Consider the following 25,036-nt stretch of genomic DNA (forward strand, 5'->3'; position numbering starts at 1 on the left):
CGTAGCAGAGCTTTACTTATCTCTTATTGTTACCGGAAACTTCGTCTTCCTTATCGACAGACGACATATCGTGGGTGACTTCACCGCCATCCAGCAACTTATCGGCTTCGGCTTCGGAATCCGATTCTTGGATATAGCGACTGATATAAAGACCTTGCAACAAGATGAAGACAATGGTCATCCCCATCAAACCAAATAGCTTGAAGTCGACCCACGTATCGGTGTCGTAATTGAAAGCGACATATAAATTGACGATACCCGAAATCAAGAAGAAAACGACCCACATCAAACTCAGTCTTGTCCAGATCGCATCAGGCAAATGTATCGCCTGATCCATCATTCGGCGGATAATCGGTTTATTGCCGATAAAGTGACTGCCCAAAAACACCAGCGCAAAGCCCCAGTTGACGATCGTCGGCTTCCACTTAATAAAATCCTCGTCCTGAAGCGCCAGCGTGAGTCCACCCAATACCAAAATCAATACCAGCGTGATCACATGCATTTTTTCAATGCGCTTATGTTTGAGGAACACATAACCGACTTGGAGAATGGTGGCGACAATGATCACCGCCGTTGCGACATAGATGTCATACATCTTATACGCGATAAAAAAGAGAACGACGGGGAATAAATCGAATAGTAGTTTCATGAATACTTTTATTTTATTTGTGTTAAGTTAATTCAGTCGATTGCTTAAACCGATTGCTGAACATATTATCGAACATAATTCGAAACGTTAATTATCCACGATTCTAGCCGCGTTTGGAGCAGATTAAAAGCAAAGACAAAAACATTCCTAAAATTTATTTTACAGTCGCAAAGAAAGTAGTCCTGAATCCCCTTATGAAAGTCGATTTCCATTGTCACACCACGGCCTCCGACGGCGCCCTTAAACCCCAACAGCTGATAGATCTTGCAGTTCAATACGATGTTGCCACTTTGGCAATCACCGATCATGACACCACGCAGGGTTACAGCGACGCTTTAGAATACGCTAGCCAAAAAAACATCCGGCTTATTAGTGGTGTCGAGGCTTCGTGTGACTGGCAAGGACACACTATCCATATCGTCGGTTTGGATTTCGATCACGATCACCCGACATTGCAGAACGGCTTACGAAACATCCGTCATTTACGACAACAACGTGCCGACGCGATGATCGAAAAACTCTCATCCCGTCCCAATTTCAGCAAACTCGATCTGGCTGCATTATTAGCTGAGCAGGTACAGGACGGCGTAGTCGGAAGGGGACATTTCGCGCAACTCTTAATCCAACAGAATTACGTCAAAAATTCACAACAAGCCTTTGATAAGTATCTAAAAAAAGGACGCGTCGGTTACGTAAAAAGTGAATGGCCGGAACTGGTTGAAGTAGTGAATTGGATTAAACAGGCCAATGGTATTGCCGTCATCGCGCATCCGAGCATCTACAAGTTCACCAGCCGAAAATTAAACCGCCTCATAGAGGATTTCATTGCCGCCGGAGGACGTGGGATTGAAGTCGTTAATCAACCTCGACCGTCTTCCGAAATCATCGGCATGGCTGAACGCGCCCAGCGCTACGAACTATTGGCTTCCGTCGGCTCGGATTTTCATCGCCCCGAGCACAATTGGCGTGGCCTAGGATGGTTAGCGCCTTTGCCTGATCAATGCCGACCGGTTTGGGAACATTTCAGAAATCCGCTAAAGACTCTATCCTAACCCCCTTTTTTAAATCGACAGTCATTTTCACACCGGTTTACGCACGCACGTACTCAACAGTAAGTGCTATAATAGCGCTCAATGATAATTGCGAAGCGGTGTTCAAAAGACGCTTCTTCCAAACTTAGTCAGCTTTTAACAACGAGTATAAACATTACCGTGCGCAAAGAGTGTCAATATATTTCCGTCCATCCCGACAACCCTCAACCTAGACTACTTCAACAAGTCGTTGAAATACTTGAAAAAGGTGGGGTTATCGCCTATCCGACAGAATCCGGATATGCATTAGGCTGCCTACTTGATAATAGCGAGGGAGCGAAACGCATTCGTGCGATCCGTGGTGTAGGGGAAGATCACAACCTGACTTTGGTTTGCCGCGATTTAAGCAATCTGTCCGAATATGCAAAAGTCGGAAATACTCAATTCCGTTATTTAAAAAGCTACTTACCCGGACCTTACACCTTTATCCTCCCGGCCAGCCGTGAAGTACCAAGGCGCCTGCAAAGCCCCAAAAGAAAAACCATCGGTCTTCGAGTCACCCCCAATACGGTAGCCAATGCACTGCTTTCTTATTTTGATAAGCCGCTATTAAGTTCTACCTTGATTAAAACCGGTGAGGAACATCCTATGACCGATGGCTGGACAATTCGCGAAGATTTCGGACATGCTTTAGATGCTGTTTTAGACGGTGGTTTCAGCGGTTTCGAACCCACCACCATTATCGATTTCACCGATGAAGAACCTATTCTGGTCCGCCAAGGACAAGGAGCTTTTGACGCATGAACGAACTCACCCTCATTCAAAAAATCGCCGTATGGGCCTTACCGGTTATTTTCGCAATTACGGTTCACGAAGTGGCGCATGGGTGGGCGGCTTCAAAATTCGGGGATCAATCTGCCCGTATGCTTGGGCGTTTAACACTTAATCCGATTAAGCATATCGATCCGATTGGTACGATCGTCGTCCCTTTAGCGTTACTAATGCTTGGCGGATTCATCTTCGGATGGGCTAAGCCGGTTCCGGTCAATGCGCGCAATTTCAAACGCCCTCGTCACGACATGGCTTGGGTTGCCATGGCAGGACCGTTCTCCAATCTAATCATGGCAATCCTATGGGCGATCGTCATCAAAATTGGCGTAACCATACAGAGCTCCGTGCCGGAAGTAGGTTTATTTTTAACCTATAGCGGCCTGGCGGGAGTCAGCATCAACCTTATTCTATTGGTGCTTAACTTATTACCCATTCCGCCTTTAGACGGCAGTCACGTCGTTTCCGCACTACTTTCTCCACGTTTGGCGTGGCAATACAACCGCATAGCGCCTTTCGGTTTTATCATTCTAATCGTATTGATGGTGATGGGGCTTTTGACGCCGATATTGATTGGGCCGTATACCTTTATTCAGCAATTAATTTATAGCCTAGTGGGTCTCCACTAAGTCATGATTTACTAATACAGAGTGTTGTTATGAATCACACAACAGATGAAAAGTTACAAAAAATTCTAGCCAGAGCCGGATATGGTTCGAGACGTGCCATTGAAACCATGATTTCTCAGGGTAAGGTTAAAGTCAACGGACGAACGGCTCAACTAGGCGACAGAGCGACGGAAAAGGATCAAATTCAAGTCAACGATCAAGCCGTTAAAGCGACCCGTTTAGCCAAGCAACCAACACAAGTCATCCTATACAATAAACCGGAAGGGCGCCTGTGTACCCGTAGCGACGAGAAGGGTCGTGATACCATCTTCACCCAACTGCCACGTATTTTTAACGGTCGCTGGATCAGTATCGGCCGTTTGGACTTGAATACCAGTGGCCTGTTGATTTTGACCAACAACGGTGAACTGGCCAATCGCCTGGCACATCCCTCTTTTGAAGTGGAGCGCGAATACTTAGTCAGAGTCTTCGGCGAAGTACCGGATTCAGTCATCAATCAGCTTAAGGCCGGCATCGTGCTGGATGACGGTCCGGCAAAATTTGAACAGATCAGTCGCTTTAAATCCGATGACGAATCGATGAACAACTGGTTCAGGGTCACCATCAAAGAAGGGCGCAACAGAGAAGTCCGTAGGATGTGGGAATCTCAAGGTGTTCAGGTCAGTCGCTTGCAACGCGTTCGCTACGGACAATTCCAACTGCCTAGAAACTTGCGTAAAGGAAAAACAGAAGCTTTGACATGGAAACAGGTCAACCAGCTATTAAAGAGCGTCGATCTGCCCGAAGAACCGCGCCCGGATCTGCGTCAAAATACAGCACCCGATAAAAAGAAGTTTGTTAAAAACTCCCGTTCCGCACAACGAGCGTTGATGGGCAAAAAACGCACGATTCACGACTTAAGCAAGTTATAACGGCATTTTTGCCATATAGATTCGCTTATAACAAAAAAGCCGCGCAAGAAATTAACAATTCTTGCGCGGCTTTTTTACACGCTATAAACTCAGCAAAAATCTCAATCATAGGATTGAGCCTTTTACCATTCCCTCACTAATCAGCCGACGCAGCTTTTTCCGCCGTCTTCGTCACTTCGATATCCTCCACCCAGAGAATTTCGTCCGCATTATCACCATGATCCGAACGACTTAGGGACGTTTTCCAAAACCAACCGTCTTTACCTTGAACATTTACTAGCTTTCCGACCATATGGACAACCTCTCCGGTACGAACCGCTTTTATCTTCTCGGCAATGAATTCGTTAGAGGGAATCAAATGAACATTCGCGGTTTGAATCATTACATAATATTTAGAAATAGGGGGAACTTTGCTATACCAGTTGTACCATCTCACACTCTGATTAAAAGTAAATTTATTCACAATTTCCTGATCGGACATTGCTTTCCAACCTAATACAAAATCAACCGGTGACAATTTAGAAGCGCGATCTAAATAATACCTCTCCTGACTAAGCACCTTGGCTTCGATTTCAAAGTCGGCGACTGCAGTGATTTCATGGTTTTTGAAATTAAACGTATCCGGATAAGCGAGATTCTGCTGTTGAGGTTCATTATATGCTTCTTCGCCTGGAGGCAACTCAACCGGAGGTACAGGTTTGAAGTAATCCCACGCAAAATATCCGAGAATGGCTAAAAGGATAATTTTTTTCATAATTTCATTCTAATCATTACTGATTCGTTACTCATTAAGACATCATACTAAATTACCAAACGGACCATGTATCTAAATTTCTTACTCACTTAATCATCCCGCTGTAAAAACATGGAACGCACCAAGCAAAACGGCATATCTGACGCCTTTTCCTATAGAGACCAACAAAACGAACAGGACAAAATTCACCCGCATGATACCGGCAATGAACGTCAACAAGTCTCCAAAAACCGGAGCCCATGCAAACAACAATGACCATACTCCATAACGTTTAAACCAAACTTGGCTGGTCTCAAGTTTATTACCAGAGAAAGGGAACCATTTACGGTCTTGATAGTGTAAAAAATAACGTCCTAACGCATAATTCACCACCGATCCCAAGCTATTGCCCAAGGTGGCACACAACCACAACATAAAAGGATCGTAACCCGAAGCCAGCAAACCGGTCAGCATGACTTCGGAAGCAGCGGGAAGCAATGTCGCAGCAAGGAACGAAACGGCAAATAAACCTAAATAAGCTTCCATAAAACTCCAATTAATAGAATAATCCGAGTAGTTCTTCAAACAAAACACCAACGACATCCGGACATCGCCTGGTATTAAACAATGAAAATTATCGATCTGTTTGATTTACCACTTAATTTGATTAGAATGGTGGTATGGGCAATTTGACCTCAAACCACTCCAACAACCTATATAACTTGAATCCCGAACCTATGCGACACCTGGCGGTATACACCGACGGCGGCTATGTCGCGAAACAAGATATCGGCGGTTGGGGTGTCGTCATTATCGATCAAAACAATCAACATCAACGATTCTCGGGCTGGCAACGCCACACCTCAAGTTTAGAAATGGAACTACAAGCCGCCGTGCATGCGCTTGAGCACATCCGCGAATCGTCACAAAACGACATTCCGATCCAACTGTTTACCGACTCTAAAATCCTAATCGAAGGATTGGATTACAAAATCCGCCAATACCGGCAGCAAAAGTGGATTCATAAATCCGGTCGTCCGGTTGAATCCCGTTCGCTATGGGAGCGCTTGGAGCATCTGACGAATACTCTAAAGGTCACCGTTAAATGGGTCAAAGGCCATAAAAACACACCCGGCAACCTTATCGCAGACCAACTCGCCAGAGAAGCGATCAACGGATTCCACTCGGTCAATAGTGAGGCGGAGGCACTTCTTGGGTAGGGTCTTTGATTCCTTCTTCACGCAACGTCTTTAAATATTCGGACAGTAAACGCAACTGAGTTTGCAGCGTCTGAATTTCTTGATGTTGTTGCGCAACCGTCTTTTGCAACGCCTCAATCACATCGTCCTGAAAAGCTTGGGTGATTTCTATGGCGTGTAATCTTTCTTGTAATTCAGAACTCATTCATCCGTTCCTGTCGTCATATTTTGTTTTTCCAACCAAAGTGATGAAGAATTTGCATCCAAATTCAATTGCACACGATCTTCAAGCGCCGGCGCCAATTGAATCTGTGTTTTTCTCAATTCATCCCTTCTAAAATAGTGGCACTCCCAGACTGGCAATTCGCCCTGAGGATTTAATCGTTTCAAACGGTTTTCGATTGAAGCTGCGTTCGCGGTTTTCAAACCATTCAGCGCGATAATTTCGTCTCCAGCCGCCAATCCTGCTTGATAAGCAGGTTGATGATTCCAAACATGCGTCAACTTCACGGTTTGGTGCTCGGTATCGATTACATTGGCACCTAGATTTGACAGCAATACTTCGGCTTTCGTCTCACCGCCTTTGTCGCTCAGAGTCGTGGCACCGCGCAAACTAAACTCGATATTCTCGGCCTTAAACAAATCTTCAAACGGTAAATCTTGAGTGCCGTACAGATAGCTTTTAAAAAAGTCTTCCAAATCCACTCCGCTGACCAGCGAACAAATCGATTCAATCTGATACTCATCCAAACCGACACCCGCTTTGCCATAAAACTGCCACAAATGTAACAAGACATCATCGAGTGATTTTTGATGTTGCGTGCGTTGGCGAATCAATAAATCCAGACCTAACGCAATCAAACTGCCTTTCGTGTAATAACTGATAATTGCATTCGGTGCATTTTCGTCCTGTTGGTAAAACTTAGTCCAGGTTAACCAACTGGATTCCGCCACCGACTGATGCAAACGCCCGGGCATACGATAGACACGTGTCATTTGTTCCGCTAGCAATTGCAAATATTTTTTCTGATCGATAAGACCCGCCCGTAACAAGATCAACGCATCGTAATAAGAGGTCACTCCCTCGAACCACCATAATTGATTGGTGTAAGCTGGCTCTTTCAGATCGGACTCTTGATATACCTTAGGCTGAATACGCTTGACGTTCCACAAATGAAAGTATTCGTGACTGCACAACTCCAAAAACTGTAAGTATCCATCCGTCGCTTCCTGCATTCCCGGATAGGGCAGATCGTCTCGGCTACACATCAAGGCAGTGGAATTGCGGTGTTCCAAACCGCCATAATCACTTCCCGTCACCATAACCTGAAACAGGTAACTTTCCATAGGAGCACCACCGAACATACAAATTTCGGTTTCACAAATTTTAACCAAGTCCTGTTTTAGACGTTCAGTATCGCATTCAAAAACACCGGTCAACACCATTCTATGTGGGATACCGCAAGCTTCAAAATGAATATCGACGAAATCTCCCATCTCTACCGGGTAGTCGATTAAAGATGAATAGCTATCCGCTTGGTAAAATCCAAAACCCGATTCATCGATGTCGACACGGGGCATGCCACAAGCCACTTTCCAGCGATGCTCGCGACAAAAGTTCGTCGCAGAAATTTCAACCCGGCAACCCTGATCCCTTTGACCGTCCACAGCCAAAAAAACCGACGTACCGTTGAAAAATGCATGGCTTTGATCGAAATGAGCGCCGCGAACCGATAAATCCCACGCATACACTTGGTACTTCAACGTCACAGGCCGACCGTCACTGGCAAATTCCCAGGTTGAAGTATCCACCGAACTCACATGCAGTGGATTCTGCTCGACATCGATTGCAGAAAGACCGATCAGATGTTTGGAAAAGTCGCGAATCAAATAACTGCCCGGAATCCAATTTGGCAACGAAACCGTTTGAATCGGTTGGGTAGGGCTTGGGATCGTCAATTCGACTTCAAACAAATGTCCGTTTGGATCGGCGGGAATGATTCTATATTCAATACTCGAAGAGTGGTTCTGTAAAGCGGGGTTGGACATAATGCAATACTCAAAAGTTAAGATTGTTTACTCATAATATGAAGCGATTGATGTTTCCAGGCCAAAAAGGTCATCAGCGTTAAATGTAAAACCAATACCGATAACAGTGACAATAACAATCCGCCCAAATAACCGTAAAAAACAAGGTTTAAATGCTCAAACATGACCAGGCTGGCGACGGCCATCATGGTTAAAGGGAAAACGCTCGCCCAGGAAGCTAAACTGAATGGAATTTTACTGAAACGCAAAGTTTTACTTAACAGTAAAAAACTCAAAAACAGACCGGTATAAAACAAAACACGTGCAACCAGATCCACTTCCAGCGCACCATCCGAAGCCAAAGGCACATTCAACGCCAAATAAGATAAAAACCCTAAAGCAGGCGGCGCAATCAAAATAAACAGGGTCGGCTCAAGATAAGAAGCCAGTGGCGGATGAAAAAACAGTCGGTATAAAATCAAGCTGAATAGAATCAGCCAGAAAATCAGGCCGATACTTAAAAAGAACCATCCCAATTCAACCGGTAAGAATTGCGGCAATCCCAAGGGGATCACCAACACCCCCACGACTGGTAAAAACCAGACGGGGTTCAAATCGGTTACCTGCCAATGCGTCTGATAAATCCAGTTTCTCACTATGTAAATGGTAATCACGAATTGCAGAATCGAACCGACGCTCCAGAACACAATTGATCCTATTTCGGAAAGGGGCTGGAACATAACACCCAACAAAATCATGCTAATACTAATACTGGAAAAGAAATTTCCTTCAGATGCGCCTTTCAATTCGTTTACGAAACGCGTGAAATGAAAAAACAACTTTAGAAAGTAAGTAAAGGTAAAGGCGATAAACAACAAAACACCAATCAATAACAACAGCTCGCTTATGGGCCAAGCGAACCCCATATTCCGTTCCAACAACTGGTAACCGTACGCCAACCCCAGATAACCGACAACGACGCCGAACAGACTGATAGGAAATTCCGCAGATTGTAATACTAATTTCTGAAACATACTGAATATTGACTTAGCCCGATAGGATGTAAAATCTTTTGAAATTTATTATACGTTTAATTTAAGGTTAATATAGATTGAACCATATAAGACTCGCCTTATAATCATAATCTAAACATTAAATAAATCCTTGCCGCGGCAAAACCATGATCGGTTAATGTAATCGACCAATAAAACCGTAACCCGACAGTCATTTAATACGAGAGCCTGATGAAAATCCGCTTTTCACCTTCAGTCATTTTTTTCGGTATCCCGATGGGACTGCTTGGAAGCGTGCTAAACGGCCGTCACCTCGAAAGTATGTTGGGGATTAAGATATTCTATGTCGACTGGTTACTCTGGTACGGTTGGATTGCGCTGATTGTCGTCAGCCTCGGTTTCCTGTTCGGATTTTTCACGCCAAGCCGCCAAAAACTTAAGGCGGAATGGCTAAACAGCTTTCAGGTTTCCTTGTTTCCCTCAATTACGTTATCCCTCATACTGGGCATCGTCACCATACAGGAAACCTTTACACTCACCGCCACTCAACAAACCTGGCTATACGGCGCATATTTCAGTGTCGTGTTTTTGCATACCGTACTCAACGGCCTGCTCATCAACCGCTGGATCTTCGAGCCAAGCGTTCCGATCCAAAATCACAAACCGACCTGGTTTATTCTATTATCCGGTAACTTCGTCGTTGTCATTTCCGGCTCGACATTGTTTAGCCAACAACAACTTGAAGCGTGGCCGATATGGAGCGAATTACTCTGGCTTTACTTTTCAGCCGGTCTCTTAATCTGGTTCAGCTTTGCCGTCAGCCAGTTTTACCGCCTGTTTTTCGAATCCAGCCTCGAAACCTCTCTACGTCCCAGCTTGTTTATCTTTCTGGCGCCGCCGTCCCTGGCCACGATTGCCTCGCTGTTTTTAATCGAACCCGATCTGGCTTTTTATCTACCACTGGAAAGTGATCTGCCAATGTTGACCTGGATGTTGTATAGCTTCGCGGCCTTCATGTTTCTTTTATGGTTTGTGTCGGCACGACACTTTATCGGAGGAGGGTTAACGACGGCAGGGTGGGCTTATGTTTATCCTTTAGCCGCCTTTGGCTATGCAACCCAATACATGGCTCAAATACTCGACAGTTCACTTTTATATGCCGCCAGCATCTCAATATTCGCCCTTGTTACTTTATTTATCAGTTTATTGTCAGGTCTATTGATAATGCACATCATCAAGTCGTGAGATTTAATCTTCGAGCGTTTATAATAGGCCTTTATTTTGAGATACCTTTAAGGAACTTTTTGTGATTCGTACTCGATTTGCGCCTAGCCCAACGGGCTATTTACACATTGGTGGGGTAAGAACGGCCCTGTTTTCATGGTTATATGCCAAAAAACTTGGCGGTGACTTCATCTTAAGAATTGAAGATACCGACTTGGAGCGCTCCACTGAAGAGTCTGTTAACGCTATCCTTGAAGGTATGAGCTGGTTAGGTCTTGATTATGACCAAGGGCCTTTCTATCAGACTCACCGTTTCGAACGCTATAAAGAAGTGATCGATATGCTGTTCGAAAAAGGGTTAGCTTACTACTGTTACGCAACGCCCGACGAACTCGACATCATGCGAGAAGCGCAAAAAGCGGCAGGGGAGAAGCCACGTTACGACGGTCGTTACCGTGATTTCACCGGAGAACCACCTGCCGGAGTCGAACCGGTTATCCGTTTTAAAAACCCGATTGACGGCGAAGTGGTCATCGACGATATGGTCAAAGGTAAAGTCGTTATCGGCAACAAAGAGCTAGACGACCTGATTATCGCCCGATCGGACGGTACGCCGACTTACAACCTGACCGTGGTCGTTGACGACTGGGATATGGGCGTTTCTCACGTTATTCGCGGAGACGACCATCTAAATAACACACCGCGCCAGATCAACCTTTATAAAGCAATCGGTGCCGACGTGCCTAAATTCGCTCACATCCCGATGGTACTAGGAGAAGACGGAAGCCGTCTATCGAAACGCCACGGTGCCGTCAGCGTTTTACAATACAAAGAGCAAGGATTCCTACCTGAAGCCTTATTGAACTACCTTGTACGTCTTGGATGGTCACACGGAGATCAAGAAATTTTCACGATCGATCAAATGGTAGAATTTTTCGATTTAGACTCGGTAAACAGCTCTCCGTCGACCTTCAACAGCGACAAGCTGACCTGGATCAACGAACAGCACTTTAAAATGGCGAAGGCCGAACATTTAGCCAAACACCTTGCACCATTTATGGTTCAGCACGGATGCGACCTATCTCAAGGACCGGATTTGGCCGATGTTGCGGATCTATTAAGAGACCGTGCCAAGACTTTCGTAGAAATGGCCCAATCTGCGACGTATTTCTATAACGATTTTGAAACCTTTGAAGAGGGGGCCGCTAAGAAGCACCTTCGCCCGGTTGCGGAAGAACCTTTAAAAGTTCTACTGACTAAACTGGAAGCCATTCAAGACTGGAAAGCGGAAGCGATTCACGAGGCAATTCAGGCCACAACCGAAGAACTTGAAATCGGCATGGGTAAAATCGGGATGCCGCTACGTGTTGCCATCACGGGAGGAGGGCAGTCACCCGCCATTGATGCAACGGCCCAACTGATCGGAAAATCACGCAGCATTGAACGTATTCATCTTGCATTGAATTTCATCGAAGCACGCAAAGAGGCTTCTTAATACTGAATAAATAAACGATAGCCGATCGGCTAAGGTCTCGTTTATTCAGTCATTGAATGATAAAAAGGGGTGAAAGCCCCTTTTTTTTATTTTTAACCCGAGCAATCAACCCCGACTCTCAGGGCAAATAAAAGCATCTTCACCGGAATAAAATTAATCGAAATATTCACTTGCCTAAGCGAACCCACCATTTCCACAAACCTAAAATCAAACACTTAACGTAAGTTCGATAAAATTGCTAAAAAAGTGTCATATTTTTTTAAATAAAGTCTTGACGCTTCCCAGCATATCTATATAATACGCACCCATCAGCTCGAGGGGCTATAGCTCAGCTGGGAGAGCGCAACACTGGCAGTGTTGAGGTCAGCGGTTCGATCCCGCTTAGCTCCACCAAGTTGATAATATAGTTCACGAAGTTCGGTAGCGAGAACTTCACCAAACTGAAAGGCATTTCAGTTTAGATTTTTAAGAAATTAAAAGTCGCTTTTACAATGCGTCCCGTTCGTCTAGAGGCCTAGGACACGGCCCTTTCACGGCTGTAACAGGGGTTCGACTCCCCTACGGGACGCCATTATGCGGGAATAGCTCAGCGGTAGAGCACAACCTTGCCAAGGTTGGGGTCGCGAGTTCGATCCTCGTTTCCCGCTCCATATTTAAGTGGGTTGAAATCAGGCTATTAGGCCAGCATTACTGAATTCAACCGACTGTTAGCTGAGATGCTAACAAACAATCTGTCCCGTTCGTCTAGAGGCCTAGGACACGGCCCTTTCACGGCTGTAACAGGGGTTCGACTCCCCTACGGGACGCCACATACTAAAAGCTCACTTTACGTGGGCTTTTTTTATTTCTAGCCTTTAAAACTTCCGACTGTTAAACTAAAAAACATCAGTAAACTTTCCAACTGAACTCCCACCTACAACGTTGTAGTCTCAACAAACTAATAAATAACGAAAAATCATGCTGCCCGTATGTTTTTACAATCATTCTGTCATAAACCGCGGTTACAATGATTTTTCAACCTAATCTTACGGAGTGATTATGTCGCAAGCGGATATTGGATTAATTGGTCTCGCAGTCATGGGACAAAACCTGGTGTTAAACATGGCTGATCACGGATTCAGCGTAGCGGTGTACAATCGCAGTCCAGAAAAAACCAACGACTTTTTAGCGGGAGAAGCGTCCGATAAATCGATTATCGGCACCTATTCACTACAAGAACTTGTCGATTCGTTGAAAGCACCTCGCAAAGTGATGCTTATGGTTAAAGCCGGCGACGTTGTCGACGCGTTTATCGATCAACTTGTACCGCTGCTTGACCAAGGCGACATCATCATAGACGGCGGAAATTCGCTTTACATCGACTCAACCCGCCGCACACACTCACTCAAAGAAAAAGGGATTCTCTTTATCGGTACCGGCGTTTCCGGCGGAGAAGAGGGCGCTCGTAACGGTCCATCGATCATGCCCGGCGGAAATCCACTTGCCTGGGAGGCTGTCAAACCGATCTTCCAATCCATCGCGGCGCATGTAGATCACGAAGCTTGTTGTGACTGGGTAGGGGACGAAGGCGCCGGACATTACGTCAAAATGGTACACAACGGTATCGAATACGGCGACATGCAACTTATTTCAGAAGCCTACCAATTAATGCGTGAAGGGCTGAAAATGTCGCCCGAAGAGTGCCATGAGGTTTTTGCGGAATGGAATAAAGGAGTTTTGGATTCCTACCTAATCGAGATTACCGCCGACATTTTGACGTTTAAAGACGCAGACGGTTCGCCGCTGATCGATAAAATCCTCGATGCCGCAGGACAGAAAGGAACCGGTAAATGGACGGGAATCAACTCCCTGGAAATGGGGGTTCCTTTGACCCTGATTACCGAATCCGTCTATGCTCGCTGCCTCTCTTCTTTAAAAGAAGAACGGGTTACAGCCTCTAAAATTTATCCTCGCCAGCCAGCTCCGACACTAGACAATAAACAAACGGTTCTGCAAGCCATTCACGACGCCCTATACGCTTCAAAAATCATCTCCTATACGCAAGGTTACATGCTGATGAAAGAAGCGGCTAAAGCTTATGCTTGGGATTTAAACTATGGCGGAATCGCCTTGATGTGGCGTGGCGGCTGTATTATTCGCAGTACTTTCTTGGGTGAAATCAAACGCGCCTTCGACGAAGTGCCTGACCTGCAAAACCTACTGCAAGACAGTTTCTTTGAAAACGCCATTAAAGCTGCCGAATCCAACTGGAGAGAAGCGATTATCTTCGGCATCCAGCAGCGCATTCCAACACCGGCCCTAAGCTCCGCTCTGGCATTCTTCGACGGTTATCGTAGCGAAACCGTATCTGCCAACATGCTTCAGGCTCAGCGTGATTATTTTGGCGCACACACTTATGAACGTGTAGACGCGCCAAGAGGCGAACGTTTCCATACCGACTGGATTCAATCCGGCGGAAATATTAGCTCTACAAGTTACGAGGTATAAACATCTATGCCCGTCAACAACATACCTTGTACCTATATCATCTTCGGTGCAACCGGAAACCTTTCTTTAACCAAGTTAATGCCCGCATTTTATCACTTGGAAACGGAAGGACGCCTCGCCGACGACCTTAACATCGTCGCTATCGGTCGCCGCGAGATTACCGACACCGAATGGCAACAAAAAATTCTCGAAGCCGTTGAAAAAACGGCTCGGGGCGGTATAAGCAAAGCCACTTTCGCTAAATTCGCCCAACGCCTGTCCTATTTTAAAATGGACACCAACAATAAAAGCCGCTACCCGGAACTCAAGTCATTCATCTCCGAAAAAGGCTGGTCTTCAAACATGGCTTTCTACCTATCCATGAGCCCTTCGGATTTTGGCCCCGTCGTCAAAAACCTCGGTGAAGCAGACCTGCTGGATCAATCGGAAGGTTGGAAGCGCGTCGTACTTGAAAAACCGTTCGGATACGATCTTGATTCCGCTAAAGCACTTCAATACCAGCTTAACCACTATTTGACTGAAGAACAGACCTATCGCATCGACCATTACCTCGGAAAAGGCATGGTACAAAATATCATGGTCTTCCGCTTCGCCAACTTATTGATGGAACCGCTCTGGAACCGTAATTACATCGATCACGTCCAAATAACGCATTCCGAAGACCGTCCGGTAGGTAGCCGAGCAGGCTATTACGATACCAGTGGTGCCATGCGCGACATGATACAAAGCCACCTTTTGCAACTTCTTGCACTGGTGGCCATGGAACCGCCGGCCTCAATGGATGCCGAGGCATTACGCGACGAAAAGGTAAAACTCCTGAATTCGATCCGACCGATCTTGAAAAAGAACGTCAATGCACAGGCCTACCGCGCCCAGTACGGTAAAGGAACCATTCATGGTCAAGCCGTGAAATCCTACCTGGAAGAAGAGGGCGTTAGTGAAGAGAGCGTTACCGAGACTTATGCCGCGCTAAAATTGTATATCGACAATTGGCGCTGGGAAGGCGTGCCTTTTTACCTGCAAACCGGTAAAAACATGCCTAAAAGCCAAACCCTGATTTCAATTTGCTTTAAACATCCTCCACAACAATTTTTCAAAGCTTCCCAGGTCAAGAAAATGAAACCTAACTGGATTATTTTCAACATCCAGCCTGAAGAAAGCATCAAGGTAGAGATGACTGCAAAACAGCCCGGTTTAGAGATCGATACGCGCCAAGTCAGCCTGGATGCAAGTCTTAGCCACAAAGAAGGTTTCACCGTAGACGCTTATGAGGAATTATTGCTTGATGTCATCAAAGGCGACCGCTCTTTATTCCTACGCTACGACGAAGTGAAAGCGGCGTGGAGCATTGTCGATCCCGTCATCCAAGCCTGGGCGTCCAATACAAGCTATATCGATACTTATCCGTCCGGAAGCTGGGGACCGAAAGACGCCAACAAACTGTTCGATCATCCCGAACAGGAATGGCGTCATAATGACGAGCCTGACGAGGACAAGCATGAAGTATGACTCCTTACCTTCCAACTGGCAACTGTTCGACAGCGCGTCTAAAGTCGCGCAGAAAACAGTTGAAGCCGTTTGCGAAGTGGCTAAGGAATCCATAGAACGAAACGGAGCTTTTCACTTCGTCACGGCCGGCGGTACAACTCCTCTCGAAGTTTATAGTCTATTAGCTAAGCTTGAAAACTCGCCTGATGGAAAGATGATAGATTGGTCAAAGTGGCACATCTATATGGGGGACGAACGCTGCCTGCCTGCTAACGACCCTGAACGTAACAGTTTGGCACTGTACGAAACATGGTTAAAACACAGTCGAATCCCTCAAAACCAAATTCACTATATGCCCGCCGAACTCGGAGCAAAGAAAGCGGCTCAAGCTTATGAAGAAATCGTTTCAGGCGTCGTATTCGACGTCGTGATGCTTGGCATGGGTGAGGACGGACACACGGCCAGCCTGTTTCCGGGACACAGTCACGAGGCGGAAGCCTCGCAACTGGTTCAAACAGAATTCGACTCGCCAAAACCACCGGCTGAAAGAGTAACCTTGTCAGCTCAATGCTTGGGAAACAGCAGATATCTATTTAAAATCGTAACCGGAGCCGGTAAAAAAGAGGCTGTCAAACAATGGCTATCGGGAATGGACTTACCTATTGCAACCGTAAGAGGGGAACAAACCACCATTTTCATCAGTGAAGACAGCCTGCCGTAACATACGAACAAACAATCTAAGTTCAACACTACTCTTCACCGTTTAGAAGAAAAATAAGAACAATAGGTTAAATCTTTGAAATTGAAGCACTTTCCACGTTTTGAACTCGTTCAATATGATCCAACACTTCACCCAGTTGCGTCCCGGGATCAACTTCAAGCGTCAACTTCATTGATACCGTACGTTCACTACTGTCGGTATGGGTTTCAGAATTAATCAAGTTAATATCCAAATCCGTTAACACCGACATGACGTCGCGCAACAAACCTTTACGGTCAAACGCCATGATAGAGAGCTCGGCAGTAAAACAACGTCTGTCCGCCTCAACGTAATTCCAGGAAACTTCGATAATACGCTGCAACTCCTCATGAGTCAGGTTCAGCATATTAGGGCAGTCACTGCGATGCACGGTAATACCACGGCCACGTGTGACATAACCGACGATATCATCGCCTTTTTTAGGCTCGCAGCAGGGGGCCAAATTGGTTTTTAATTGCGTCGCACCGACTACATATACTTGCTGACCTTCAGGAATCGGCTCAGGTCTTTGAAGTCCTTTAAAACGTAAAGACTTCTGTTCGGGCTTGAGCTTCTCTTGAATCGCATTCGCTAATTGACGTTCATTGATCTGCCCCTTACCAATCGCTTCGTATAGATCCTCTTCAGTCTCGTATTTGAAGCGGCGAGCGATTACTTTCGGCTTAACCGAAGTGGCATGCAAACGTTTTATCTCGCGGTTGAACAGGGTTTCACCCGCTTGAATATTCTGGGTTTTATTCTGTTTGTTAAACCAACCTTTTACTTTAGTACGCGCGCTACTGCTATTGAGATAACCCAAGTTAGGGTTCAACCAATTACGACTCGGCGCACCATTTTTAACCGACAGGATTTCAATCTTGTCGCCGGTTTTCAACACCGTCGTCAATGGTTGAATACGGCCGTTGATTTTGGCACCGCGACATCCGTGCCCAAGCTCCGTGTGAATTGTATAGGCAAAATCCAACGGGGTGGATCCTTGCCTCAACGTCATGATTTCGTTCTGCGGAGTCAGCACATAGATATGCTGGCTTTGCAGCTCGGTACTAATCTCTTTAAATACCTCCGGATCATCGGCGTTTTCAAGCAACTGGCGAACATTGGCAATACTGGTTTCCAAGTTCTTATCGATTTTTTTATTGCCTTCCTTATAGCGCCAGTGTGCCGCCACCCCATATTCGGCATGATGATGCATCTCGAAAGTACGAATCTGGATTTCGACCGTTTTCCCCTCCGGACCTAAAATCACCGTATGGATCGACTGGTAACCGTTATCTTTAGGGGAGGTGATATAGTCATCAAACTCTTCTTTGATATAACTCCAATGACTATGAATCAACCCCAATACTTCATAACACTGTTTGATCGAATCAACGTAAATTCGCACCGCACGCAGATCGAAAAGCTCATCAATCGGCTGCTTCTTACGCTGCATTTTTTTCCAAATACTATAAATGTGTTTAGGCCGGCCTGTAATCTTGGCTTCGATATTCTGAGATTCCAACAGGGTTCTTAAAACTTCGATAACCGAGTCAATATAGGCTTCGCGACCTAAACGGTTCGAATCGAGCTGCTGGGCAATTTCTTTATATTGATCGGGTTCCAGAAAGCGAAAAGAAAGGTCTTCCAATTCCCATTTGAGTTGCGCTATCCCCAAACGGTTAGCCAAAGGCGCAAAAATCAACTGGGTTTGCTCGGCGATCTGCTTACGGACGCTCGGCTCTTCAAATTTTAAATGACGTAAACGGGCGACACGGTAGGCCAGCTTCACGATCATAATGCGGATATCGGAGGTCATCGCCAACAACATCTGTCTCAGACGTTCATTCTGAACATCCGAACGATTAGGAGAATCCAGCTCTTTAAATTGGTTTAAGCAACGAATACCGTCAACCAGCTCGGCAGTAGAACTGCCGAAATGCTTTTTAATATATTCAAGGTCGTAAAAATCCGCTACATTACCATCGCTCAAGAGGGTGGCGATCAAAGTATCGGCATCCACCTTCAGCTCGGAAAGAATTTTTGCGACATCGACACTTCTGACAATCGTTTTTTCAGGCAAATTTTGCGCTTCAAGAGCAATATTGCAGGCCAGTTGGCATTTTTCCAACTGAGTGCCAGTCAATTCGTTTGCCTTAAAAAGCAGTTTAAATAATTCGGTTGCCTTAGTCATGTACGGTCAATTTCAGTGTTTAATTCAAAGATGGTTTTATTTTATAGCCTGAGCCAATAGAATCCATATTTTTTACGACAATATAGTGAATTAAACCCATTTGGCAGGATTTAGATGCCATTCCATGCATTCTGTACGGACATTTTTATATAAAATTACCGATAGACTCACGATTTTGGCCTGTTAAAAAATAGGGAAGAGGTCATTTTAAGCTTAAACGATTATAATAACCGGCATAACGCAAAACATCTGTTTGACCTTCAAATGGAAGTTAAAATGAAAAACCCACCCAAACACAAGAAGTAACCTCAAATTGCAAAACACGAACCCTTCAACAACGCCGGCTCTAAACTCTTACACAAGTAGTGCCAAAGGCTTCTCAGTTGCCCCCATGCTCGATTGGACAGACAAACACTGTCGTTATTTTCATCGCCAACTAACTCAACAGGCTTGGCTGTATTCAGAAATGGTCACAACCGGAGCTATTATTTACGGTGATAATCTGCCGCGTTTTTTAGGGCACAACCCGGAAGAAGCCCCTGTCGTTTTGCAACTGGGAGGGAGTGACGCTAAAGACTTGGCAACGTGCGCCAGACTAGGGGAAGAGTGGGGTTATTCAGAGATTAACCTGAATGTCGGTTGCCCAAGCGATCGCGTGCAAAACAATATGATCGGTGCCTGCTTGATGGGCCACCCGCACATCGTGGCAGAAGCGGTTTCTTCAATGAAATCGGCTGTTAAGGAAGTCCCGGTCACGGTCAAATGCCGGATCGGCATCGACGACCAAGAAGATTTTGAAAGCCTGCAAAGCTTTATTGCAAGCTTGGTTGAAGCGGATGTCGACGGCGTCATCATTCATGCCCGTAAAGCGTGGCTACAAGGGCTCTCACCCAAAGAGAACCGCGAAATTCCGCCTTTGCACTACGATTGGGTACATCGGATTAAATCCGAATTTCCGCAACTGGAAGTCGCTATCAACGGCGGCATCAAGACCCTTGAAGCTGGATTGCTCCATTTGGATTCATACCAGGAATTTCCAGCCGTAGACGGCGTCATGTTAGGACGGGCGGCTTACGAACAACCTTATATATTAAGCGAAGTGGATCGCCTCTATTACGGAAGCAATATAACACCTCCGAGTCGTGCGGACGTTATAGAGAAAATGAAACCCTATATTGAAAAACATCTTATGGAGGGGGGCAAGCTTATCCAAGTCACCCGCCATATGTTAGGATTGTTTCATGGACTGCCTGGCGGCCGTTTATGGCGCAGACACCTCTCGGAAAATGCATTCATGAAAGAGGCGGGGATTGAGGTTCTGGAACAGGCATACCAATTGGTTACCGCAGAAATTGCTCGCATGGAAGAAAGGCAAAATACCACGCTATGACTTTTTTAGACGTCCCCTTCAAGGAAAAAGACCAAGCTAAATCATTAGGCGCACGCTGGGATAGCGTGAGCCGTAAATGGTATGTGCCCAACGAACTTGCCGACCAATTGGAATTGTTCGATCGCTGGCTGCCCTTGGAACAACAGGCGGCCATCCAGCCTCAAAATACTCAACAGGGCGACTTATTAAAAGAAGAACAAAAGGGTGCTCGACTCTCGGTTGTACTGAGAAACGTCCAGTCTGCGTTACGTCTAAGCTTTCCCGGCGCCCTCTGGGTAATTGCCGAAATCGCCAACATCAACCGCAATCGCGGACACCTCTATCTGGAACTTTCCGAAACCAACTCTCAAGGACAAACCTTAGCGAGTTGTCGCGCGATGCTCTGGCAATCGCATGTAGAACGTTTGTTAGGGCGCTTCCAGCTGGAAACAGGAAGCGAACTGGCCGTGGGACAGAAAGTACTCCTTCTGGCAGAAGTAAACTTTCACGAACAGTACGGTTTTTCATTAGTCATTCAAGACATCGACCCGAGCTTCACACTAGGCGAGCTTGAAGCCAACCTAAATGAAATTCGTAAGCAATTGATTTCAGAGAAATTATACCAACTCAACAAACAACTTACTTTGGCAGACGACTTCTTTAGAGTAGCGGTCATTGCTCCACCGGCCGCGGCCGGTTTAGGCGACTTTAGAGCCGATGCCGATGCACTGCAACAAGCCGGGCTGTGCGAATTCAAATACTTCTACAGTGCCTTTCAAGGTGATCAGGTGGAAACGGAAATGTTGGCCGCATTTGACGCCATTCAATCCCTGCATGCAGCCAACCCGTTCGACGCTTTGGTGATTTTACGCGGCGGCGGTGCCAAGCTTGACTTAAACATGCTTAATCTTTATCCGATCGCCAGAAAGATCTGTGAATCTAAACTACCGGTATTAACGGGGATTGGGCACGAGCGCGACAATACCATTCTCGACGAAGTGGCACATACTCGTTACGACACGCCAAGTAAAGTGATTGCAGATATACGTAATCACATCTTCCAGCAAGCGCACAAAGCGAAGCAGAACTGGATACAAATCGAACAGGCCAGTCGTCTCAAAGTCAGACAACTTGAAAACCAGCTGGAACAGTTTGATCATTTACTGCAAACCAATAGCCAAGCTTGTTTATATTTCTGGAAAGACAAGCTAGAGCCTTTGAAGTACCAGCTACAAAGACAAGGCCAGCAAAAACTTCAAGTAACCGCACAACGCCTTGAACAATTACATCAGAACATTAACACTGCGGTGATCAAACAGGTCGACACCGTAAAAGTCACGCTCGAACAGAATCAAGCGGCTGTACTGAATGAAGCCCGACGCAGCGTAGCATACCAACACGACCAAATCATTCAGTGGATTGCCTTCATCCTCAGTTCCGGACCGAAAACCCAGCTGAACCGAGGGTTTGTCATCGCCAAAACAGATCAAGGAAAACCCGTTAAAACAGCCGAACAGGCCAAAGAAATAGGGCACCTTAAACTCCAGTTTATAGACGGCGAAGTCTCTGCGGAAGTAAAACCCGATGCCGTCATTGAACCGAATACAAACCAATAAACTTATCGATTCCATACAGAACAGATTAATAGATAGAGGATTTTTCCTATGAGTCAAACATCAGAAAGTTTCAAGGCCAACTACGCCAAACTCCAAGAAATTGCCCAGAAACTATCAAACACCCAAGAAGTCGATATTGACGAATTGGTTCCAATGGTAGATGAAGCGACACGTGCTTACCAGCTATGCAAATCTCGTATAGAAGCAGTGGAAAGCGCGCTAAGCAAGCGTTTAGACAGCGAAACCAACGAAGATTCGAAACCGAGCGAGAATGAATAAGTCATGACCCAGCAAGCGACCATTTATCACAATCCACGTTGCTCAAAAAGCCGAAACACCTTGGAACTACTGCAAGAACACGATCTTGAGATTCAAGAAGTTCGTTATCTGGACACGCCACCAAGCAAAGAAGAACTTAAACAACTGTGCGAACTCCTGGCTAAAAAGCCGATAGAAATCACTCGCACTGGAGAAAGTTTATTCAAGGAACTGGGTTTAGACAAAAACGACGACCGGAGTGACGACGAATGGCTGGATATCCTGGTAAACAATCCAAAGTTAATTGAACGGCCGATCGTCAAAATTGACAATCAGGCCGTTATCGGCAGACCGCCGGAAAATGTTTTGAGTATCATCAATTCCTAAAACAATAGCCATCAGGCTATGAAGATCATACCTAGAGAAAATCCATCCAGGAAAATCTCATTCAATTTCACGCCAAATATCCGAAACCGAACCGGCTTGTTTAGTTTCGGATAGATCCTCGTATTAAAAAAAATCATCCGAACCAAAGTACTAAAACACACCAAAATAAAAAACTCGTAGCATCTCAGTTTTCACCAAACAGAAGAAGAGGCCGCCAACGCCATTTTAAGCAAATCTCCAATTTAACATAATATATATTATACGAATGTATAAAAATTACATACGCAACAACAAACCCCGCTAAACCGACTCCAGAGCCTGTTTCTTCATTTAGTACCAACCCAACCCAAATTTACAACATGATCATTATTAACTTTCAATGGACATAAAAAAACCGGGAAAATCCCGGCTTATCATTCTCACGCAAAACTTGGGTTATTACATGATTCTATTACTCGCTGTCGTTTCGACTCTCGAATTAAGAACCGATAATCGGCAACCCGACAAACAAGATCAATTCGATTACACCAACCAGAATTGGGTACCATGCATGCTCGGCTTTTTCGGTTAATGCTTTCGCACCCATAAAAATACCGGCTAAGGCCAAAAAGTAAGAAACCGGTGCCAGCAAGATCGAAATAAACAACAACGGTGCTAATGCAACCAAAACCCAACTGGCGGTAATGCTATTACTCGGGTTGTACTTTTTGGTATTACGCATGTCGTCCGGAGTTGAACTTGAAGACTGAAGACGCGCCATCACAGCACTGATGTCGGCATCCGTCAACTCATCCTGTACAACTTCGATATCCGTCATACCGATCGTAATTTTTTTATTCGTGTATAACGCCTTTACCAAGTCATTCCAGGTTGCATCTTCCGCCAACTCATCAACAATCTGATGCGCTTCTTGTTTAATAGACATACAACTCCTCCCGTGAGCCATCTCTTTATTAAGTAACTATTTAATTATTAAGCATTTATTTATTAAGTATTTATCAGCATATATTAAATCACACAGGTAAGTATTTGTTTGTATATAAGATATAGGACATTCATTTTTTATTCAAAAATCGCGCCAAACCTTATAGCAATCGTTACCTTTTATTTAATTTTAGATTATTATATCGTTAACTTGCAGTATTTTACTAGCTGGCTTTTCTCACCTAAAGCCAAATATAACCAAGCTAAACAATGTTATACCGGAAAATTTTAAACACCCTACTTTAGATGTAATTTGGAGTTCAACTGAATGGCACTGATGCCTGGTTTACAAATTAATATTGGTCAACAGCTTAAGCTGACGCCGCAACTACAGCAATCAATTAAGATTCTGCAATATTCGGCACTTGAGGTACAGCAAACCGTCGAGGCAACGCTCGAAACCAATTACATGCTTGAAGTCGAAGACGACGGACTTTCCGAAGACGAACTGCTCGGCGAGAACCGCGAAGAACCTATATCGGCAAACACCGAACTCAGCGACGAGCAACCGCTAGACATCAACACCAACGACAAAATTTCTGAAGACTTAGAAATCGACTGTAACTGGGACGAAGTGTATTCAGATTACTCATCCGGTAAAACCACACAGTCTTCCGACGACTACGTCAGTGCAGAAAACTACACCTCTGAAGAAAAAAGCTTACACGACCACCTCTATTGGCAATCGGACATCTATGTATGGGACGAAAATCAAGACCTGGTTGCAGACTTCATCATTGACGATATCAATGATGAAGGGTATTTAACCACCCCGCTCCCGGACTTATTGCAGGCACTGGAAAATCAGTATCCAGAAATCGAATTCAATTTGGAAATGCTGGAAACCGTGCTCGGCATCATTCAGCAGTTTGAGCCGACGGGCGTTGGCGCACGTAGCGTACAAGAATCTTTATTGTTGCAATTGATGAATATGCAGCAAACTCCTTACGTGGTAACGGCCAGACAGCTTATTTCGGAACACTTTGATTGGCTTTCTTTCCACGACCACAAACGCATCAAAAAGCTATATGGTTTGAACGACGAAGAACTGACCAAATTATTCAAACTGATTCAATCGCTGAACCCAAGACCGGGTCGCGACTTTTCATCTACAAACTCCGAAATCATCATCCCGGATCTGCGCCTGAAGCGCACCAAGGAAGGCTGGTTAGTAGAACTTAACAGCGACGCTTTCCCGCGATTAAAGGTGAACAGCGCCTATATTGAGTTGGCCGGAACCTTAGACGATACGGAGCAGTCCAAAAAAATCAAAGAACAGCTGATTGAGGCGAAAGGACTGATTAAGAGCATTCATAGCCGCGGTGAGACCTTACTTAAGGTAGGAAGCTTTATTGTAGAAAAACAACAAGCTTTCTTTGAAGAAGGCGAATTGGCAATGCAGCCGCTGGTTTTGCGTGACGTTGCCGAACATCTCAATTTGCATGAGTCGACTATTTCCCGTGCGACCAACCAAAAATACATCCAAACGCCGCGTGGAACGTTTGAATTAAAATACTTCTTCTCTTCCGGTGTCAGCCAATACGGCAGCGCCGATCAGTCGGCCATTGCCATTAAAGCCCACATCAAAGGCTTAATTGACCAAGAAGATGCGAAAAAACCGCTAAGCGACAGTAAATTAATGGAGCTTTTGGAAAGTGAAAAAGGGATCAGCGTCGCCCGCAGAACGATTGCAAAATACCGTGAATCACTCGGTATTCCATCGTCCAGCGAACGCAAAAAACTCAATAAATTTAAACTTTGAGCCCATTTAACCACA

23 protein-coding genes and 4 tRNA genes are annotated in these 25,036 nt (G+C 45.3%); 19 read left to right on the plus strand and 8 right to left on the minus strand.

Annotated elements, in window-relative coordinates; genetic code table 11:
• Positions 1-16: 16 nt before the first annotated feature.
• Positions 17-595: a septation protein A gene (locus tag ABY044_RS00855; RefSeq protein WP_373017178.1), complete on the minus strand. Its 579-nt coding sequence runs from the start codon at positions 593-595 to the stop codon at positions 17-19.
• Between the two features lie 248 nt (positions 596-843).
• Between ABY044_RS00855 and ABY044_RS00860 the strand changes: the two genes are divergently transcribed.
• The 4 genes from ABY044_RS00860 to rluB all read left to right on the plus strand — a co-directional run bounded on the left by ABY044_RS00860 (position 844) and on the right by rluB (position 4,048).
• On the plus strand, positions 844-1,701 hold the full coding sequence (locus tag ABY044_RS00860; RefSeq protein WP_373017180.1) for a PHP domain-containing protein: 858 nt from the start codon (positions 844-846) through the stop codon (positions 1,699-1,701).
• Between the two features lie 159 nt (positions 1,702-1,860).
• A complete protein-coding gene (locus ABY044_RS00865) occupies positions 1,861-2,484 on the plus strand; it encodes an L-threonylcarbamoyladenylate synthase (protein ID WP_373017182.1) in 624 nt (207 codons plus the stop codon).
• Positions 2,481-3,137, plus strand: a complete 657-nt coding sequence (locus tag ABY044_RS00870) for a site-2 protease family protein (protein ID WP_373017184.1) — start codon at positions 2,481-2,483, stop codon at positions 3,135-3,137. The genes ABY044_RS00865 and ABY044_RS00870 overlap by 4 nt, the downstream gene beginning before the upstream one ends.
• 29 nt (positions 3,138-3,166) lie before the next feature.
• Positions 3,167-4,048, plus strand: coding sequence for a 23S rRNA pseudouridine(2605) synthase RluB (gene rluB / locus ABY044_RS00875; protein WP_373017186.1), 882 nt, complete (start codon positions 3,167-3,169; stop codon positions 4,046-4,048).
• A gap of 136 nt (positions 4,049-4,184) precedes the next feature.
• Here the strand turns inward: rluB and ABY044_RS00880 are convergent, their stop codons facing one another.
• Both ABY044_RS00880 and ABY044_RS00885 read right to left on the minus strand, forming a co-directional pair.
• A complete protein-coding gene (locus ABY044_RS00880) occupies positions 4,185-4,802 on the minus strand; it encodes a hypothetical protein (RefSeq protein WP_373017188.1) in 618 nt (205 codons plus the stop codon).
• A gap of 93 nt (positions 4,803-4,895) precedes the next feature.
• Entirely contained in the window at positions 4,896-5,327 is a 432-nt protein-coding gene (locus tag ABY044_RS00885) for a YqaA family protein (RefSeq protein WP_373017190.1), read from the minus strand.
• A gap of 134 nt (positions 5,328-5,461) precedes the next feature.
• Here ABY044_RS00885 and ABY044_RS00890 point away from each other — a divergent pair, with 134 nt between their 5' ends.
• Positions 5,462-6,001: a ribonuclease H gene (locus tag ABY044_RS00890; protein ID WP_373017192.1), complete on the plus strand. Its 540-nt coding sequence runs from the start codon at positions 5,462-5,464 to the stop codon at positions 5,999-6,001.
• Here ABY044_RS00890 and ABY044_RS00895 read toward each other — a convergent pair.
• The 3 genes from ABY044_RS00895 to ABY044_RS00905 are packed head-to-tail and all read right to left on the minus strand — an operon-like array spanning position 5,970 to position 9,042.
• Positions 5,970-6,185 (minus strand): SlyX family protein, encoded by a 216-nt coding sequence (locus ABY044_RS00895; RefSeq protein WP_373017194.1) that lies wholly within the window; start codon positions 6,183-6,185, stop codon positions 5,970-5,972. The genes ABY044_RS00890 and ABY044_RS00895 overlap by 32 nt on opposite strands.
• Entirely contained in the window at positions 6,182-8,029 is a 1,848-nt protein-coding gene (locus ABY044_RS00900; protein ID WP_373017197.1) for a M61 family metallopeptidase, read from the minus strand. Before ABY044_RS00900 ends, ABY044_RS00895 begins: the two co-directional genes overlap by 4 nt.
• A 17-nt stretch (positions 8,030-8,046) precedes the next feature.
• Positions 8,047-9,042 carry an SLAC1 anion channel family protein gene (locus ABY044_RS00905; RefSeq protein WP_373017199.1) on the minus strand — a complete coding sequence of 332 codons (996 nt, stop codon included), beginning with the start codon at positions 9,040-9,042 and terminating at the stop codon, positions 8,047-8,049.
• A 210-nt stretch (positions 9,043-9,252) separates the two neighbouring features.
• On the opposite strand from ABY044_RS00905, the gene ABY044_RS00910 reads away from it, so the two are divergent.
• The 9 genes from ABY044_RS00910 (at position 9,253) to pgl (ending at position 16,436) form a co-directional block, all read left to right on the plus strand.
• A complete protein-coding gene (locus ABY044_RS00910; RefSeq protein ID WP_373017202.1) occupies positions 9,253-10,266 on the plus strand; it encodes a hypothetical protein in 1,014 nt (337 codons plus the stop codon).
• 61 nt (positions 10,267-10,327) lie between these two features.
• Positions 10,328-11,740 (plus strand): glutamate--tRNA ligase, encoded by a 1,413-nt coding sequence (gene gltX, locus ABY044_RS00915; protein ID WP_373017204.1) that lies wholly within the window; start codon positions 10,328-10,330, stop codon positions 11,738-11,740.
• A gap of 317 nt (positions 11,741-12,057) precedes the next feature.
• A tRNA-Ala gene (locus tag ABY044_RS00920) sits at positions 12,058-12,133 on the plus strand.
• Positions 12,134-12,235: 102 nt separating this feature from the next.
• Positions 12,236-12,311: transfer RNA gene (locus tag ABY044_RS00925), tRNA-Glu, on the plus strand.
• Positions 12,312-12,315: 4 nt separating this feature from the next.
• Positions 12,316-12,390: transfer RNA gene (locus ABY044_RS00930), tRNA-Gly, on the plus strand.
• 83 nt (positions 12,391-12,473) lie between these two features.
• Positions 12,474-12,549, plus strand: a tRNA-Glu gene (locus ABY044_RS00935).
• 229 nt (positions 12,550-12,778) lie between these two features.
• A complete protein-coding gene (gnd, locus tag ABY044_RS00940; RefSeq protein WP_373017206.1) occupies positions 12,779-14,227 on the plus strand; it encodes a decarboxylating NADP(+)-dependent phosphogluconate dehydrogenase in 1,449 nt (482 codons plus the stop codon).
• A 6-nt stretch (positions 14,228-14,233) separates the two neighbouring features.
• Positions 14,234-15,736: a glucose-6-phosphate dehydrogenase gene (zwf, locus tag ABY044_RS00945; protein ID WP_373017208.1), complete on the plus strand. Its 1,503-nt coding sequence runs from the start codon at positions 14,234-14,236 to the stop codon at positions 15,734-15,736.
• Positions 15,726-16,436 carry a 6-phosphogluconolactonase gene (gene pgl / locus ABY044_RS00950; RefSeq protein ID WP_373017210.1) on the plus strand — a complete coding sequence of 237 codons (711 nt, stop codon included), beginning with the start codon at positions 15,726-15,728 and terminating at the stop codon, positions 16,434-16,436. Before zwf ends, pgl begins: the two co-directional genes overlap by 11 nt.
• 67 nt (positions 16,437-16,503) lie before the next feature.
• Here pgl and ABY044_RS00955 read toward each other — a convergent pair whose 3' ends face one another.
• On the minus strand, positions 16,504-18,645 hold the full coding sequence (locus ABY044_RS00955; protein WP_373017212.1) for a bifunctional (p)ppGpp synthetase/guanosine-3',5'-bis(diphosphate) 3'-pyrophosphohydrolase: 2,142 nt from the start codon (positions 18,643-18,645) through the stop codon (positions 16,504-16,506).
• A 313-nt stretch (positions 18,646-18,958) separates the two neighbouring features.
• Between ABY044_RS00955 and dusA the strand changes: the two genes are divergently transcribed.
• The 4 genes from dusA to arsC are packed head-to-tail and all read left to right on the plus strand — an operon-like array spanning position 18,959 to position 22,275.
• Positions 18,959-20,035, plus strand: a complete 1,077-nt coding sequence (gene dusA, locus ABY044_RS00960; RefSeq protein WP_373017214.1) for a tRNA dihydrouridine(20/20a) synthase DusA — start codon at positions 18,959-18,961, stop codon at positions 20,033-20,035.
• Positions 20,032-21,630, plus strand: a complete 1,599-nt coding sequence (gene xseA / locus ABY044_RS00965; RefSeq protein WP_373017216.1) for an exodeoxyribonuclease VII large subunit — start codon at positions 20,032-20,034, stop codon at positions 21,628-21,630. The genes dusA and xseA overlap by 4 nt, the downstream gene beginning before the upstream one ends.
• A gap of 48 nt (positions 21,631-21,678) precedes the next feature.
• The gene (gene xseB, locus ABY044_RS00970) at positions 21,679-21,909 is read left to right on the plus strand and encodes an exodeoxyribonuclease VII small subunit (protein WP_373017218.1); all 231 of its coding nucleotides are present in this window, start codon (positions 21,679-21,681) and stop codon (positions 21,907-21,909) included.
• Positions 21,910-21,912: 3 nt separating this feature from the next.
• Complete coding sequence (gene arsC / locus ABY044_RS00975) at positions 21,913-22,275, plus strand: arsenate reductase (glutaredoxin) (protein WP_373017220.1); 363 nt, start codon at positions 21,913-21,915, stop codon at positions 22,273-22,275.
• A gap of 478 nt (positions 22,276-22,753) precedes the next feature.
• On the opposite strand, the gene ABY044_RS00980 is transcribed toward arsC, so the two are convergent.
• A complete protein-coding gene (locus ABY044_RS00980; RefSeq protein ID WP_373017222.1) occupies positions 22,754-23,200 on the minus strand; it encodes a hypothetical protein in 447 nt (148 codons plus the stop codon).
• Positions 23,201-23,527: 327 nt separating this feature from the next.
• Between ABY044_RS00980 and ABY044_RS00985 the strand changes: the two genes are divergently transcribed.
• Complete coding sequence (locus ABY044_RS00985; protein ID WP_373017224.1) at positions 23,528-25,021, plus strand: RNA polymerase factor sigma-54; 1,494 nt, start codon at positions 23,528-23,530, stop codon at positions 25,019-25,021.
• Positions 25,022-25,036 lie beyond the last annotated feature (15 nt).

It is taken from the genome of Thiomicrorhabdus sp. (genome assembly GCF_041583835.1).
Lineage (GTDB): Bacteria > Pseudomonadota > Gammaproteobacteria > Thiomicrospirales > Thiomicrospiraceae > Thiomicrorhabdus.

Excerpts from the sequence above, each read along its gene's own strand:
- ABY044_RS00855 (WP_373017178.1), bottom strand. The coding sequence starts at position 595 with ATGTATGACATCTATGTCGCAACGGCGGTGATCATTGTCGCCACCATT.
- ABY044_RS00860 (WP_373017180.1), top strand. The coding sequence starts at position 844 with ATGAAAGTCGATTTCCATTGTCACACCACGGCCTCCGACGGCGCCCTT.
- ABY044_RS00870 (WP_373017184.1), top strand. The coding sequence starts at position 2,481 with ATGAACGAACTCACCCTCATTCAAAAAATCGCCGTATGGGCCTTACCG.
- rluB (WP_373017186.1), top strand. The coding sequence starts at position 3,167 with ATGAATCACACAACAGATGAAAAGTTACAAAAAATTCTAGCCAGAGCC.
- ABY044_RS00880 (WP_373017188.1), bottom strand. The coding sequence starts at position 4,802 with ATGAAAAAAATTATCCTTTTAGCCATTCTCGGATATTTTGCGTGGGAT.
- ABY044_RS00885 (WP_373017190.1), bottom strand. The coding sequence starts at position 5,327 with ATGGAAGCTTATTTAGGTTTATTTGCCGTTTCGTTCCTTGCTGCGACA.
- ABY044_RS00890 (WP_373017192.1), top strand. The coding sequence starts at position 5,462 with ATGGGCAATTTGACCTCAAACCACTCCAACAACCTATATAACTTGAAT.
- ABY044_RS00895 (WP_373017194.1), bottom strand. The coding sequence starts at position 6,185 with ATGAGTTCTGAATTACAAGAAAGATTACACGCCATAGAAATCACCCAA.
- ABY044_RS00900 (WP_373017197.1), bottom strand. The coding sequence starts at position 8,029 with ATGTCCAACCCCGCTTTACAGAACCACTCTTCGAGTATTGAATATAGA.
- ABY044_RS00905 (WP_373017199.1), bottom strand. The coding sequence starts at position 9,042 with ATGTTTCAGAAATTAGTATTACAATCTGCGGAATTTCCTATCAGTCTG.
- ABY044_RS00910 (WP_373017202.1), top strand. The coding sequence starts at position 9,253 with ATGAAAATCCGCTTTTCACCTTCAGTCATTTTTTTCGGTATCCCGATG.
- gnd (WP_373017206.1), top strand. The coding sequence starts at position 12,779 with ATGTCGCAAGCGGATATTGGATTAATTGGTCTCGCAGTCATGGGACAA.
- zwf (WP_373017208.1), top strand. The coding sequence starts at position 14,234 with ATGCCCGTCAACAACATACCTTGTACCTATATCATCTTCGGTGCAACC.
- pgl (WP_373017210.1), top strand. The coding sequence starts at position 15,726 with ATGAAGTATGACTCCTTACCTTCCAACTGGCAACTGTTCGACAGCGCG.
- ABY044_RS00955 (WP_373017212.1), bottom strand. The coding sequence starts at position 18,645 with ATGACTAAGGCAACCGAATTATTTAAACTGCTTTTTAAGGCAAACGAA.
- xseA (WP_373017216.1), top strand. The coding sequence starts at position 20,032 with ATGACTTTTTTAGACGTCCCCTTCAAGGAAAAAGACCAAGCTAAATCA.
- xseB (WP_373017218.1), top strand. The coding sequence starts at position 21,679 with ATGAGTCAAACATCAGAAAGTTTCAAGGCCAACTACGCCAAACTCCAA.
- arsC (WP_373017220.1), top strand. The coding sequence starts at position 21,913 with ATGACCCAGCAAGCGACCATTTATCACAATCCACGTTGCTCAAAAAGC.
- ABY044_RS00980 (WP_373017222.1), bottom strand. The coding sequence starts at position 23,200 with ATGTCTATTAAACAAGAAGCGCATCAGATTGTTGATGAGTTGGCGGAA.
- ABY044_RS00985 (WP_373017224.1), top strand. The coding sequence starts at position 23,528 with ATGGCACTGATGCCTGGTTTACAAATTAATATTGGTCAACAGCTTAAG.